The sequence below is a fragment of the Bradyrhizobium sp. SZCCHNR1051 genome, assembly GCF_032489615.1.
Lineage (GTDB): Bacteria > Pseudomonadota > Alphaproteobacteria > Rhizobiales > Xanthobacteraceae > Bradyrhizobium.
On record NZ_JAUEYJ010000004.1, the window covers coordinates 142,266 to 156,728 of the forward strand.

Annotated in this window: 11 protein-coding genes, 1 tRNA gene and 1 pseudogene; 5 read left to right on the plus strand and 8 right to left on the minus strand. The window is 63.3% G+C overall.

Going from position 1 to position 14,463, the window contains the following annotated elements:
* The first annotated feature begins 124 nt into the window (after window positions 1-124).
* Complete coding sequence (locus QW868_RS06070) at window positions 125-1,090, plus strand: LysR substrate-binding domain-containing protein (RefSeq protein ID WP_316230122.1); 966 nt, start codon at window positions 125-127, stop codon at window positions 1,088-1,090.
* 47 nt (window positions 1,091-1,137) lie between these two features.
* Here QW868_RS06070 and QW868_RS06075 read toward each other — a convergent pair whose 3' ends face one another.
* The 7 genes from QW868_RS06075 to QW868_RS06105 all read right to left on the minus strand — a co-directional run bounded on the left by QW868_RS06075 (window position 1,138) and on the right by QW868_RS06105 (window position 10,573).
* Entirely contained in the window at window positions 1,138-2,760 is a 1,623-nt protein-coding gene (locus tag QW868_RS06075) for a PEP/pyruvate-binding domain-containing protein (RefSeq protein WP_316230123.1), read from the minus strand.
* An 11-nt stretch (window positions 2,761-2,771) separates the two neighbouring features.
* A complete protein-coding gene (locus QW868_RS06080) occupies window positions 2,772-4,697 on the minus strand; it encodes a hypothetical protein (RefSeq protein WP_316230124.1) in 1,926 nt (641 codons plus the stop codon).
* 274 nt (window positions 4,698-4,971) lie between these two features.
* Window positions 4,972-6,009 carry a zinc-dependent alcohol dehydrogenase family protein gene (locus tag QW868_RS06085; protein WP_315737083.1) on the minus strand — a complete coding sequence of 346 codons (1,038 nt, stop codon included), beginning with the start codon at window positions 6,007-6,009 and terminating at the stop codon, window positions 4,972-4,974.
* Between the two features lie 205 nt (window positions 6,010-6,214).
* On the minus strand, window positions 6,215-7,219 hold the full coding sequence (locus QW868_RS06090; protein WP_409999160.1) for an FAD:protein FMN transferase: 1,005 nt from the start codon (window positions 7,217-7,219) through the stop codon (window positions 6,215-6,217).
* Window positions 7,200-9,404, minus strand: coding sequence for a PepSY domain-containing protein (locus QW868_RS06095; protein ID WP_316230125.1), 2,205 nt, complete (start codon window positions 9,402-9,404; stop codon window positions 7,200-7,202). Before QW868_RS06095 ends, QW868_RS06090 begins: the two co-directional genes overlap by 20 nt.
* A 23-nt stretch (window positions 9,405-9,427) precedes the next feature.
* Entirely contained in the window at window positions 9,428-9,898 is a 471-nt protein-coding gene (locus QW868_RS06100; protein ID WP_315736963.1) for a DUF2271 domain-containing protein, read from the minus strand.
* Between the two features lie 252 nt (window positions 9,899-10,150).
* Complete coding sequence (locus tag QW868_RS06105; RefSeq protein WP_316230126.1) at window positions 10,151-10,573, minus strand: PepSY domain-containing protein; 423 nt, start codon at window positions 10,571-10,573, stop codon at window positions 10,151-10,153.
* A gap of 159 nt (window positions 10,574-10,732) precedes the next feature.
* Between QW868_RS06105 and QW868_RS06110 the strand changes: the two genes are divergently transcribed.
* From QW868_RS06110 to QW868_RS06125, 4 genes and pseudogenes are all read left to right on the plus strand, one after another.
* The gene (locus QW868_RS06110) at window positions 10,733-11,395 is read left to right on the plus strand and encodes a response regulator transcription factor (protein WP_315736961.1); all 663 of its coding nucleotides are present in this window, start codon (window positions 10,733-10,735) and stop codon (window positions 11,393-11,395) included.
* Window positions 11,392-12,771: an ATP-binding protein gene (locus QW868_RS06115; protein ID WP_316230127.1), complete on the plus strand. Its 1,380-nt coding sequence runs from the start codon at window positions 11,392-11,394 to the stop codon at window positions 12,769-12,771. Before QW868_RS06110 ends, QW868_RS06115 begins: the two co-directional genes overlap by 4 nt.
* 181 nt (window positions 12,772-12,952) lie before the next feature.
* A protein-coding gene (locus QW868_RS06120; protein ID WP_316230128.1) for an IS630 family transposase occupies window positions 12,953-13,895 on the plus strand; the annotation gives its coding sequence in 2 pieces (ribosomal slippage) (window positions 12,953-13,288 and window positions 13,290-13,895; 942 coding nt in all).
* Between the two features lie 37 nt (window positions 13,896-13,932).
* Window positions 13,933-14,295, plus strand: a pseudogene (locus QW868_RS06125) (transposase); the annotation flags it as partial.
* On the opposite strand, the gene QW868_RS06130 reads toward QW868_RS06125, so the two are convergent.
* Window positions 14,258-14,333, minus strand: a tRNA-Lys gene (locus tag QW868_RS06130). The pseudogene QW868_RS06125 and the gene QW868_RS06130 overlap by 38 nt on opposite strands.
* Between the last annotated feature and the right edge of the window lie 130 nt (window positions 14,334-14,463).

The following is a 14,463-nucleotide window of genomic DNA, read 5'->3' on the forward strand; positions in this document are numbered from 1 at the left end:
GAGCTGACGAGCCTAAAAAACGAGCCACCCCTCACCCTGCCAAAAAAGATCGCAGCAGAGGCTTTGATCGTCCAATGAATAATGGCACCCTGTTCATACGCAAATGTTATGGATTGGAGGACTGATGGCGCGGATCAACTCGCGGCAGGTCGAAGCCTTCCGGGCGATGATGCTGAGCGGCAGTGTGACCGAAGCCGCCAAGCTGATGGCGGTGACGCAGCCGGCGGTCAGCCGGCTGCTGCGCGACCTTCAGGCGCTGCTCAAGATGGAGCTTTTCGAACGGCGCGGCACCGGGCTGGTGCCGACCGCCGCGGCAACGGCGCTCTACATGGAGGTGGAACGCTCCTTCGTCGGGCTCGATCGCATCACTGCAGCAGCCGAGGAAATTCGCGGCCGGCGCACCGGCACGTTGCGCATCGCCGCCCTGCCCGCTCTTGCCAATGGCTATCTGCCACGGCTGGCGGGCGGCTTCCTGCAGGAGCGGCCCAATCTCAATCTCGCATTTTTCGGCGTGATCTCGCCGATCGTGATCGACTGGGTGCTGAACGCGCAATGCGACGTCGGATTTGCCGAGGTGCCGATCGCCCATGCCGGCCTGCCGAGCATCAAGCTGCCGGCGCTGGCGCGCGTCGCCGTCCTCCCGGCAGGCCATCGGCTGTGTGCGAAGACAATCTTGGTGCCGCGCGACTTCGAGGGGGAGACCTTCATCTCGCTCTCGTCAGGCTCCACCAGCCGGCATCTGATCGATCAGATCTTCCATCGCGAGGATGTCAGGCGCGTGCTGCGGGTCGAGACGACGCTGTCGGAAATCATGTGCGGGATGGTGTCGTCGGGACTGGGCGTCTCGATTTGCGATCCGTTCACCGCGCGCGAATTCGACGGCCGCGGCGTGGTGATGCGGCCATTCACGCCGCGCATCGATTTCGAATTCGCCGCGGTGTTTCCGCCGCAGCGCAGCCCCTCGCCGGTGGCGCTGGACCTCGTCGAGTCGGTGCGACGGGCCCTGGAAGAGCTCGCCCGGGCATCGATCCCTGGAGAAACCGGGGAAGGCTTGGTGGGGGGCCTGGTGGGCGCACCTGCGACCTGCTGATTGAGCGGCGTATGATCCGGTCCTTCGCTTAGACCAGCGGCAACTGGTCAGGCCGCGGGCGCTTCAGCGATTGCGCCCCCAGGGCCGGTATCGCGCGGAAAGCGCCATGTCGACAGCTCCGCAAGCTCAGCCTCGGGCCGTTGTGCGACGATTTCGCCGCGCCCCAGGTAGAGACGGCCCGTATTGCCGTCGACGGTGATCCAGTCGCCGGGGGACACGACCGCTGCGCCGATACGTGCCTGCTGCGCTTCACCATCGACCCGGATCGCGGCGCAACCGACCACGCAGGGCTTGCCCATCTGACGGGCGACGAGCGAGGCATGCGCGGTGCGGGCGCCAACGGCCGTGACGATCCCGGAGGCCGCGGCGAAGCCGGCGATGTCCGCGGTGCTGGTGTCGTGACGGATCAGAATGACCGGATCACCTGCCGCCGCGAGGCGTTCCGCGGACGCGCTGTCGAAGGCAGCCCGACCCGTTGCGACACCGCCGGAAGCCGCAACTCCCACGGCTGCGGGCTGGCCGGCCGAAACGAGCGAGGTCTCCGTGAGTGCCTCGACATCGATGCCTTCAAGTCTTCCCAGGGCCTCTTCCCGCGTGATCGATCCTTCGTGCACGAGGTCGACCGCGATGCGGAGCGCGGCGCGCGGGGTGCGCTTGGCGGCTCTTGTCTGCAGGATCCACAATCGGCCTTCCTCGATGGTGAATTCGATGTCCTGCACATCGCGAAATTCACTTTCCAGCCGCTTCAGAGTTGCACGCAGCCCCAGCGCCACATCCGGCAGCGCCCGTGACAGGGCCCCCTCGGTTTCCGGCGTCCTTCGGCCGGAGACGACGTCCTCGCCTTGCGAATCGAACATGACGTCGATGACCGGCTCGTCCGCTCCCGTCGAGGGATCGCGCGAGAATGCGACGCCCGCACCGGACGACATACCGCCATTGCCGAACACCATGGCCTGTACCGTGACCGCCGTGCCCTTGAGATGCTCGAGGCCCTCGAGCCGGCGATAGGTCCGCGCCCGCTCACTGGTCCAGGATCGATAGACGGCCCGCGCCGAGCGTTCCAGCTGCACCGCGGCATCTTCGAGCCATCCGTCATCATCGGCCTCTTCCAGAAGCTTGTGTTCGTCGCAAACCAGCCGCTCGAGCGCCTCGCTGTCCAGCTCACGCTCGTTGCTGACGCCTTCGGCGGCAATCATCTGGCTCAATCGCTCGGCAAGCGGGGCGGGATCGATCCCGATGACCGTTTCGGCGTAGCTCTCGAGCAGGCGCCGCCGGCAGTCCCAGGCCAGCCGCGGCCGCCCCGTTGCGCGCACCAGACCGCGCACGGCGCGCGACGTGCAGCCGACATTGAGAACGGTATCCAGCATGCCCGGCATCGACCGCGCCGCACCGGACCTGACGGACACGAGCAGCGGATTGCGCGAGCAGCCGAACGACTTTCCGGTCGCCTGCTCGAGAAAGGCGATCCCTCCTTTCAGTCCGTCAACGAGCTGACGCGTTGCCTGCCCCTTGCCGGCCACCACGTCGGCGCAGAGCTGCACCGGCAGCACGAATGCAGGCGGCACCGGCAGACCCAGCGCCGCCATCCGTGCGAGATTTGCCGCCTTCGCCCCGACCTCTTCGGCGCCAGGCAGCTCGCGCCGGCCATCCCCGATCCGCACCATCATCATCACTTCGTTCCCTAGGCCGAGAGGTCACTCATCGTGTAGCGCCGCAGCAAATGGCCGAAGCTCGCCAGGCAGTCGGTCGCGCGCTCGATCGCCCGCGCGAGCTCCAGAGCGCCAAGAGAGGCTGCCAGATCGAGCCCGCCGGAGAACACGCTCGCAGTGATTTCGCGTTCCTTGGCATCCGCCTGGTGCTCGGCATCCATCAGCCGGGCAACCGCCGCCAACGCATCTTCCGAATCTGCTCGGCGGCCTTCCTGGACCTCGGCAGCGGCGGCGAGACCCGACGCGGCGTGCTCGGTTGCCGACACCGCCACCAACGCGAGCGCCCCCAGTGCGGATCTGATCTCGGGCTTCAGCGCGCCCGGCGCCAGCGACGCAATGAACGCAGCCTGCTCCAACTCATCGATCGCCTGCTCGATCCGGTCGACCAGGTCGCCGATCACCGGCCGCGCAGCGAGCCGCGCGATTTCCGCACGCGCCTCGATGGCGATCCTGTCGGCCTTCCGCTCGATCCGGCCCGCCCGCTCCGCGAGCTGCCTGACCAACATCGGCTCCGGCTCGATCATCGACACGGCCTGTTGGACCAGCGCCGCCACATCGCGCGCCAGGCCGATCTGTCGGAGCACCATCGCGAGCAATCCGCTATCGACGCGATCGAGATGCCTGACCAACTCGGCGCCGATCCGGTCCCGCGCCAGCCGGGACGACTGCCCCTCGCGCAAAGCCTCGGTCGAGACCTGCAGGCACGTCTTGAGGAAACCGATCGCTGCCTCTCGCCCCAGCACCTGGTCGAGCCGCTCGCCGAAGCCGATGCGCGTCGGTGCCGCGCTGCGCACGGCTGCGCCGAGCAGCTCGCTGCCGCCAAGCTCCAGAAAGCCGCGGTGACCGACACGCTGCCGCGCCGCCCATTCCAGGATACGAACCGCATCGGTCTTGGCGACCCAGCTGCGCAGCAGTTTGCGCGCCTTGTTCCAGTCGATCAGGAACACCAGCGAAGATCCGATGGCGGCGAGCAATTCGTCGCGATCGTCGGGCGCTCCATACTCATGAGATCCGGTGACGAGATAGAACGTCCCGTCGTCCTCGAGCCCCGCGGCGGCATGCTTGTCCAGGCCGCTCCATTTCAGCGAACACTCGTCGAACAGCGATACGAAGAACTTCGCGCGCGCCAGATGAACGTCGGTATAGGTGATGGTCACGGCTCTCGCCGTGACCACGATGACGATCACATGCGCATCGGTGGTGCCGATGTCGTTCTGGATGACCAGCCGGTCGCCCGCCCGGATTGCGGTCGTATCGAGCCCGGGATGATTGAACTTGAGCGGTCTCGTCTCGTTGAGCCCGCGCATGAAGCTCGCGATCGGTGCGCGATCGGCGTCCTGCACGCCGAAGACATGTGCGCCGGCGATGACCTCCTCCGAGTTGCTCGCGGCCAGACGGTTCAATGCCTTGTGCAGGTCCATCACCAGCCGATGCAGGCTGTCCGGTCCGTCATGCTCGACCCCGGTCAGCCGACCGACGCGGGCGATCTCGATCTCCGGCGTCGCTTCGAGGTGACCCGCGCTGCGGATCGAGGCCAGGCGTCTTTCGAACTGCTGACCTTCCGACGGATTGCCTGCGGCGGCGGCACCGATCATCGCGAGAATATCGCCCTCGATGCCCTTCAGCAGAGGAGCGAGTCCCGGTGCCACCACCTTGTCGTCGCCAGCCAGATGTGCTCCGCCGATCAGTGTGACGAGCGCCGCAGGCGCCAGCCCGGCAGCGCGGCTCTCCATCGCGAGATCAGGCACGTTCGCGCGCGGCTGTCTTGCATGTTGGACCGCGGCCTGCAGCGCGCTGAGGCGGAGCTTGATGCGATCGTTGGCGGCCAATCCCTCTGCCACGAGCTGCGGCAGCAGGATGTCGGGTTGTCCGAGCTCTCTGACAATTTCAGTTTTCATCGGCGCACGTCGCAATTTGATAACGGCCTCGTAGCAGCCGGCGAACGGTGCAGTGTTGCGCTGGATCATTCATCGAAGTGTCACATTCGGCGATCAGCGCTGAAGCTCGGCAGTCCGTAGGTTACGCGCGTCTTTCCCAAAATGTCGCAGTCGTGCGATCGATGCCTTCGTCCAAGCCTGCGACGACAGAGCTGAACCCTTCGTCTGGATCGAGAAAAAGGTTAGCCAGCGCCCCTTCAAAGGCCGACGTATCCCCCGGCCATGAGTCCGGGTACTAGAACTCGATCAGCACCTTCAGGGCGTGCGTACTGGCAGCTGCTCCGAAGGTCTCATAGGCGTCCAGGATCTTTTCGAACTTGAACCGATGGGTGATGAGCTTCTTCGCGTCGATCCTGCGAGATTGTACCGTTTTAAGCAGCATCGGCGTGGTGACAGTGTCGACGAGCCTTGTCGTGATCGCAATATTGCGGTCCCACAGTCGCTCCAGGTGCAAATCGACCTTGACGCCGTGAACACCGATATTGGCAATGACGCCGCCGGGCGCAACGATATCCTCGCAGACGATGAAGCTCGCCGGCACACCGACCGCTTCCATGGCGGTGTCGACGCCGCGACCGCCCGTCATCTCCATGATCTTTTCAACAGCCTTGCCATCCTTGTTGTTGATGACAGTTGTGGCGCCGAAGCGGGACGACATCTCCAGGCGATTGTCGTCGAGGTCGATCATGATGATTTCGGCCGGCGAGTAGAATTGGGCCGTCAGCAGGGCTGCCAAGCCGATCGGACCGGCGCCGACGATCGCCACCGTCGAGCCGGGCTGGACCTTACCGTTGAGCACGCCGCACTCGAAGCCGGTCGGAAGAATGTCGCTCAGCATCACCAACGCGTCTTCTTCGGTTCCGGCCGGCACATGATAAAGGCTGGTGTCAGCAAACGGAGTACGCACGTATTCCGCCTGCGTTCCGTCGATTCGGTTGCCAAGGATCCAGCCGCCGTTCACACAATGGGAATACATTCCGCGCCGGCAATAGTCGCAGGTCCCGCAGGAGGAAATGCAGGAGATGATGACGTGATCGCCCGGCCTGAAGGCGGTAACGGCGCCGCCGATCTTGTCGACGATGCCGACGCCCTCATGGCCAAGAATTCGGCCGGGTACACAGGTCGGAACGTCGCCTTTCAATATGTGGAGGTCAGTCCCGCAGATTGTCGTCTTCACAAGCTTGACGATGGCGTCGGTCGGAGCCGAAATCTCGGGTTTCGGCCTTTCCTCAACGGCCTTCTTTCCCGGACCATTATAGACGAGCGCCTTCATGACCATCTCCTCTGCGTCGCGGACGAAAAATTCGCAGAGGAAGCTAAATGGGCGACGATGCGCGAGCTTGATGTTGGTCAAACCTCTCCATCCGGCTGCATCACGATGATTTGTCGGAACCAAGATCCAGCATCGAGAGCCAATCCACCGCATGGCCGTTTGCCGCCGTACCTAGGCAGCTAGGCGGAGCGCGTGCACATCGACCTCACCCATGTGATAGATCTTGCCGCCTCATCTCCGCCGACGCTGCCCAAGGCACCTCGAACGCCGGACCGACCGGAATCTCGACCAACCTCTCGTTCCCTCGCTGGATAAGCAGGGCACTGAGGCCCTGCTCCTGCGCCAGCGCCTTGCTCTGCACCGGACCGAGGACCATGAATGCCGTCGCCCATGCGTCAGCATCCATGCAGCTTGCCGCGACGACGGAGACTGAGGCGATTGCGTTGTCGATGGGACCGCCGCGTGACCGGTCCATGGTGTGAGACAGACGTTTTCGCCCGAGATCGATCCAATGCCGGTAATCGCCTGAAGTAGCGACCGCCGCGTCCCATAATTCAATAACGCCAAGCGGACCGCGCTGTTCGTAGTCAGGCTTTTCTACCGCCACGCGCCAAGGTGTTCCGTCCGCCTTGGCGCCTCGTGCTTTCAGCTCTCCATCCAGACTGACCAGCGCATTGGAAATACCGAGGGCCTCGACCGTTCGCATCATCTCGTCCACGGCGAAACCCTTGGCGATTCCTGAAAGGTCCAACGTAGACTGCGCGTGTTTGCGCACCCTGCTTCCCGGCACATCCAGCTCTAGAACCGTATGGGTTGGCGGCAGTCGCTCACGAAGCGCCATCTGGATCGCGTCCTTGTCGGGAGCAGAGGCAGCAGGTCCGAAGCCCCAGGCATTGACCAGGTGCCCCAGGCCGATGTCAAAGGCTCCGCCCGATGCATGTCCGATCGTCACGCCCCGTTGCAGAACTTGCATGATCTCGGCAGGTAGGGATACCCAGACGCCTTGCGCGGCCGAGTTCAATCGCATCAGATCGCTGTCCGGCTTCCATGTGGACATCTGGCGGTCGACGCGATCGACGGCACGAGCCAGGGCGGCCTCCAGTGCGGCAATGTCGGTGTCAGGAAAAGCATAGACCAGCGCCGACCAGCGCGTTCCCATCGTGGCGCCGCTCAATGCGTGGCGAACAAGATCAGTAGACATCTTCAGCAAGCCTCCCCCGGGCCTTGAGCACCATGGGCGTCAGGCCGGTCGGCGCGAGCACATCAGCTATGGCCTCCGTCACGCCCGCCGCCATGTCGCGCCCACCACACACCATGACCTGCGCACCACCGGCGATCAGGGCACGAAATCGATCGGCGTCCTTGCGCAGCCGATCCTGCACATAGCCGCCGCCTTTCACGCGCGAGAAGGCGGTGGCGAGGCTCGTCAGCCGTCTGTCATTCAGCCAGCCGGCGATCTCGCGCTCATAGAGGAAGTCCGAGGCTGGATCGCGACCGCCGAAATAGAGATGCATGGGCCTGCGCGAGAAATTGGCGCGGACCAATCCCGCCAGGGGACCAATGCCGGTGCCGGCGCCGATCAGGATGACCGGCTTTCGTCCGCGCGCCGGACGGAAGGCTGGATTGGCCTTCACGAAGGCCTCGACGCTGTCGCCCGGCTCAAGCCCGTGAAGCAGGCCCGAGCAAAGCCCGCCGGGATGTTTGCGCACGCAGATCTCGACAAATCCATCGCTGGTCGAACTGGCCAACGAATAATAGCGCGGTGAGCTGCAGCCCGGCGGCACGACGCCTATGAGGTCGCCTGCCGTGAAGCGCGGCCAGCCGCCCCCTGCGACGCGCGCGAACATGTGGCTCCTCGGCAGCGCGAAGCGCAGCACGCAGGTTGGCGCCTGCACCTCCGCGCCGTAGTCGACGCGGTCGACAAGCGTCAGGGTATGCGTGCGCGGCCGCTCCGGCACATGCAGCAGCGCCAGCTCTTCGCCCATGACCTGAGACAGCGCCTCGCCCCATCGGGCGAATTCCTGCTCGGATTGGCGGTCGATCGTCTCGAGCGGCATCAGCGACGCCCAGCCCTTCCGCGCCAACGTCGCTTCGACATCGCGAGCGAAACGGCAGAATTGCGGAAATTGCCGGTCGCCGAAGCCGAGGACCGCGATCGGAAAAGGCGGCGGCTCTGTGATCCCGTCAAGGCGTTTGAGGAACACGCTGGCCGTCGCGGGAGCCGCGCCGTCGCCATAGGTCGCGGCCAGCAGGAACATGCGCCGCGCCGATGGATAGGATCGCAACAAGCTATCCATCGAGGCCGTATGAACCCCGTGTCCGTTAGCCGTCAGGGCGGCGTGCAGCGTGCGGGCAAAGCCCCATGTGCTGCCACCCTCGCTCCCGACCAGGATCACGGTGTCGGCGTTCTTGGCGACAACGTTGTCAGCAATTGGAGCATATGCACGGCGCCGGCTCCACCACATCACAGCTCCGCTCAAGCCAAGTACCGGAACGTTGAGGGCACTGACGCCCAGCAGCAAGCCGAGCCACCACAGCCCTTGGCCGGTGTGCAGCATGTAGATGAATTCGTAGATCTGCCGGGCGATTGAATGGTCGTGCCAAGCCAGCAGGCCTCCGCCCGCGGGATCGACATATCCTTCGCCGGTCGCGGTGGTCAGGTGAAAGAGGTCGTCCGGGTTCGCCGGGTTGGGAAAAGTCAGCACTCGGAGCTGGGAAAGATCGATGCCGCGCAAGGCAGCGATTTGCTCGACGGGAAGAGCCGGGCCGCGGGTCGTCGCCGTCGGGAAAGCGGGCGCCTGCGACATGCCGTCCGAAATCAGTCCGAACGTGGTGAGCGACAGATAGAGCGCCGTCAGAGTTGACAGCAGAAGCCCACCAGCCGCCAGCCGGCCGAGGTCGGTATGTAGTCGCTGAATGCCATTGCCGCGCGCCCGGCTGAGAATCTGTCCCCATCCTCCCATGCGCCGGGCGGTCATCTGCAGGCCAGACAGCAGCAGGACCAGCATCGCCAGCGCGCCGGCGCCCGCGGCCATGCGCCCGCTATCGCCGAGAAAGAACGAGCGATGCAGGTTGGTCATCCAGCGTTCGAATGCCGAGCGCGTGTAGTCCGAAACGAATTCACCGCTCACAGGGTTCACCACGCTCGCGGCCGGGCCGTCGTTCCCGGAATAGAAGGCGATGATCTTACCGGAGGGCAGGCGTTTGAGCTCCTCCACACCAGGATAGGTGCCGACGACTCGGCCAGCCAAAGCGGCGACGGTGACACTGCTTGGCGAAATTGCTTCAGCCCGATCCCAGGCCGGAATCGCCGACAGCACCGAACCGCTGATCGCGAGTGCCATCAGCGGAATGATGACGAAAAGGCCTAGAATCCGATGAATCCAGCGCAGCATGACATCCATCCCTGTCCATAGGCCTACATGGCGTAGGTGAAGGAGCGGACGTAGCTTCGGCCCGCCGCGGGCCGACTTGCTCCCGCGGATGTCAGCGGAACGACCACCTCGGACGGGCTGTCCCGCATGTCCTCGGCGGCGGCATCGATGTGGAGCTTGTAGCCTGCATCAAAGAGCGCATCCGCGAGGTCCAGCGTGACTTTCAGCGTCCGGCCGGCACCGACGCTGGCACCCGTAATGCCGTTGATTTCGGCGGGGTTTCCGCGGGATCCTCGGTTCCAACCGCTGAGATGGCTGTAATATTTGGACTTTGAGCCCGCCACCCACAGCGTGCCTTTATAGGCGCCCGTGGAATCGGTCACGTAAAGCGCGAGATAGGCTCCGTTCCCGCCATAGTTGCTGAGCGTGGTGGTCAGCGTGACAGGACGCGCCATGGCGAGCCCGGGAGCGGTCAGCGCGGTGGTGACGGCAAGGACGGCGAGCAGCGATTTCATTGTTGGTCTCCAGCAGTGGCGTATTGATCGCACCAAGACTGAAGACCGCAGATGACGTGCTCCTGAAGGTCGATAGGAATCTGCTTCAGGCAGCCGTCAGGTTGGACCTTTTCAAAAACGGCAAACGCCCCGCAGCAGGCGGGGCGCACTTGAACGCGATGTGTTCGTTCGCCTCAGGCAATGGAAGTCAATGGCGCCGACTCTCACCTTCTCTGATCACGGCTCCAACGAGATGGACTCCGCACCACGGCATCACTTGACTTCGGCCTTGGGGGCGGCACCGCCCTGAAAAAGCCCGTTGGAAGGCGGTACTCCCGCTGGCTCAGGGGCTCCCCCCGGCCCGGAGCGTCCACCACGCCGGGCACCGTCTTCCTCATCATCGCGGTTCCTGCCGTGCTCTCCACGCTTCTGTTTCACGCGGATCACGGCGAGCGATGCGGGATCTACCTTTGCCTCGATCTCACGACCGTTCTCGTCCTGCCCTCTAATCTCGAAGCATCCGTCGTCGATCTTGATCCTTCGCACGGTCCAGCCGCGCGCCTTTGCCATTTGCTCGACTGCTTCGCGCGGCTGCCATTGGGCCATGGGAACCTTGCAGTCGTCATTATCAGCCACCGCCAGACCCGGCGCCAGAGTGCCCATCAGAATGGCCACGATCACTGCTATCGCTTTCACGTTTCCTGCTCCCGTTCGAAGCCTCAACCTGTCGTCCTTGTGAGCCGGTTTCCTGACGGCGACCTGAAGACGCTGTGGCTTTTGCGTCAGGTCAACGTCAGATTCCCCTCTATGACTATCTATGATCCGAGATGGATGGGGGGTGGGCGGAATGAGGCGATGCGGATATTGCTGATTGAAGACGACACGATTCTGGGCGCTGCGGTGCGCGACCAGATCGTCTCCGATGGACACTCAGTTGACTGGGTTACCCGCCTTGATGCCGCGCAGGACCATCTGCGCAGCACGGCCTATGACCTGCTTCTACTGGATCTGATGCTGCCCGACGGTCGCGGTATCAAGCTCCTGCGCGATCTCCGCACCGAGGGCACGGTGACGCCGGTCATCATCCTGACGGCACTCGATCAACTCTCCGATCGCATTGAAGGCCTCAACGCCGGCGCGGACGATTATATGATCAAGCCCTTCGATCTTTCGGAGCTTTCGGCGCGGTTGAACGCCGTCGCGCGTCGTTATTCCGGCAATCCGAATCCCCTTGTCGGGATCGGCGATCTCCAGATCGATCTGGCCGCCCGCTCAATCACCCGTGCAGGAAAGAACATCAACTTGACAGCACGGGAATGGGTGCTGTTCGAGACCTTCGTGCAGCGACCGCGTCGGGTCCTGTCAAAGACCATTCTTGAGGAACGGCTCTATTCATTTGGAGAAGAGATCGAGAGCAACACCATCGAGGTGCACGTCAGTCGGCTTCGCAAGAAGCTCGGACACGACGTCATCGAGACGGTGCGTGGTCTCGGTTACCGACTGGGACACAGCGCATGATGCCGCCGCGCAGCCTGCAGTGGCGCATCTCGCTGTGGCTAGGACTCGGCATCGCACTTCTCTGGATCGTCGCAGCCGTCGCGACAGCTCAAAGGCTGCGCCACGAAATGAACAGGGTTTTCGATAGTGCGCTCGAGGAAACAGCCCAGCGCCTTCTTCCGCTCGCAGTGCTCGACATCCTGGACCGCGAGGACGGCGACACGTCGCAGCGTATTGCGACCCTGAGGGAGCATGACGAGTACTTCACTTATATCGTGCGCGACGCGCGCGGGTCCGTGCTGCTGCGCTCGCACCGCGCTGACGACGCGATATTTCCGCCTTTCGCCAAGACGGGGTTCGTCGACACAGCGACCCACCGACTCTACTTCGACGCCGCGCTGCGAAACACGGTGACGATCGCCGTGGCAGAACCGCTTGCCCACCGTCGCGAGGTCGCAAACAAGGCTCTCCTCGGCCTGGCTCTGCCGCTCGGCCTCTTGGTGCCTCTCGGTCTTGTGGCGGTTTGGGGCGTCGTGCGCGTCTCGATGGCGCCGGTCAGGCGCCTGGGGAGGGGTATAGAGGCGCGCGGCAGCGGCGACCTGTCTCCGATTCCGGTCGCAGACCTGCCCTCCGAGATCGCACCGATTGCCGACGCTGTGAACCACCTCTTGGAAGGGCTTCGGCGTGCACTGGAAGCCGAGCGAAGCTTTACTGCCAACTCTGCGCACGAACTGCGTACACCGATCGCCGCCGCGTTGGCGCAGACACAGCGGCTGATCGCGGAGACGCAGGACGCTGCGGCGCAAAGTCGGGCACAGCAGATCGAGACGGCGCTGCGGCGGCTTTGGCGACTGTCTGAAAAGTTGATGCAACTGGCAAAGGCCGAGGGCGGGCGCCTTCAAGCCAAGGAGACGATCGACATCGCATCCGTGCTGAAATTAGTCTCAGACGAGATAATGCGCGATCCGGCCACGGCCGGCCGGCTTGTTCTCAATATTCCTGCGACGCCGGTTCTGTTGGATATTGATACCGATGCTTTTGCCATTCTGGCGCGCAACCTGATCGAGAATGGCCTCAAGCACGGAGCGTCGGACGCTCCGGTCACAGTGACACTTTCAAACATTGGCGTGCTCACGGTGACCAACGAAGGACCGCCCGTTCCGCCAGAGTTGCTGACGCGCCTGTCCCGCCCCTTCGAGCGCGGTCGTACTGATGCAGAAGGGTCCGGCCTGGGCCTGGCCATTGCAAGAGCCATCGCCTCCGGCGTTGGCGGCGAGCTTATTCTAACATCTCCGTTGCCTGGAGCGCAGAGTGGTTTCCAGGCCCGCTTTTCCCTCCAAGCCTTGGGCCCGGTTGAAGAAAGTGCGAGTAAAAAGGGAAAAAACCCGGCGCGGTAGGCTCGACGCATTGCATGTGATGAGAATACGAAAAACCGGGCGCGTCCTCACCTGTCCACGACGGGAGGCCAGGCCGGCAGACCGACGGCCGCTAGAGCGTGATGTTTTTTGCCGGAATCAGGATTCCCGAGTCGGTGAACTTCTGATTCAGATTCCATGCTGGAGCCGGAGGCCAGCACGGATGACACGGCCCTATTCGGAAGACATTCGCGAACGCGCTCTGGCGCGCGCGGATGCAGGCGAGACGGTCCGCTCGATAGCGCAGGCGCTTCGGATCAGCCCGTCCTGCATCAGCAAGTGGAAGAACCTCAGACAGCAGACTGGAGGCGTCGCGCCGGGAAAAATCGGTGGCCACAAGAAGCGGACATTATCCGGGGCCCATGCCGAATGGCTTCGCAAACGTATCCGTTCCGGTCCATTCACCTTGCGCAAGTTAACAGCTGAGCTGGCCGAGCGTGGCATCAGGACTGATGTGCGGGCCGTGTGGACCTTCGTCCACGCCGAAGGCCTGAGCTTCAAAAAAAACGATGCGGGCGGCGGAGCAGGATCGTCCTGATATCGCTCGTAAACGAGCGCGCTGGAAAGCTCACCAAGGCAAGATCGATGTGTCTCGCCTGGTCTTTATCGATGAGACCTGGATCAAGACCAATATGGCCCCGCTGCGTGGTTGGGGACCATGCGGGCAGCGGCTTGAGGCATCTGTGCCGTTTGGTCACTGGAAGACGATGACATTTATCGCAGCACTGCGCTGCGATCGGATCTCGGCACCCTGGGTCATCGATGGCCCGATCAACGGCGAACTCTTCGCCCTCTATGTCGAGAAGGAGCTGGCTCCAACCTTGGTCAAGGGAGATGCCGTGATCCTCGACAATCTCGGAAGCCACAAAGGAAGAAGAGCTCGCGACCTCATCCGTGCAAGAGGAGCGCACCTGCTCTTCTTGCCTCCCTACAGTCCCGACCTCAATCCGATCGAGCAGGTCTTCGCCAAACTCAAGCACCTGATGCGAGATGCAGAACCTCGCACCATCGAAGCGACTTGGCGAAAAGCTGGAGATCTCCTCGATCTCTTCTCGGAAAAGGAGTGCGCCAACTATCTCAGAAACTCAGGATATGTTTCCGTATAAAAACAGCATGCTCTAGGTCACTCCGGAAGGCGAGCAGCTGAACAGCGACGGCCGCCGCGAGGTTCTCGGCATGGACATCGTCCCTCCGAGACATTCTGGACGGCGTTCCTGCACGTGCTCGCCCGCCGTGGGCTGTGCGGCGTCAAACTTGTGATCTCCGACGCGGATGAAGACATCAAGGCTTCAGTCAGCAAGGTCCTGTCCGCATCGCGCCAAGCTGCATTCGACCGATCCGATCGAGCGGCTCAATGGCGAGATCAAGCGCCGCACCGGGGGGGTCGGCATCTTCCCAAATGACCGCTTGTCGGAATGGCTTCACGGGATCAGCCAATTCGGGATCAGCCAAGAATCCTTGAAAGGCTTGGTGGGCGCACTAGGGCTCGAACCTAGGACCCGCTGATTAAGAGTCAGCTGCTCTACCAACTGAGCTATGCGCCCGGATCTTGCATCCGGAGAAAGCCTTCCGCGAGAGCCGGTCGTTTAGCAAAGCGATTCCAGGATGTCCAGCGATCCCTGAGGATTTTTCGGCACTTTCGATGCAGAAAAACCGCCGGCGGGCGGCGGTTTT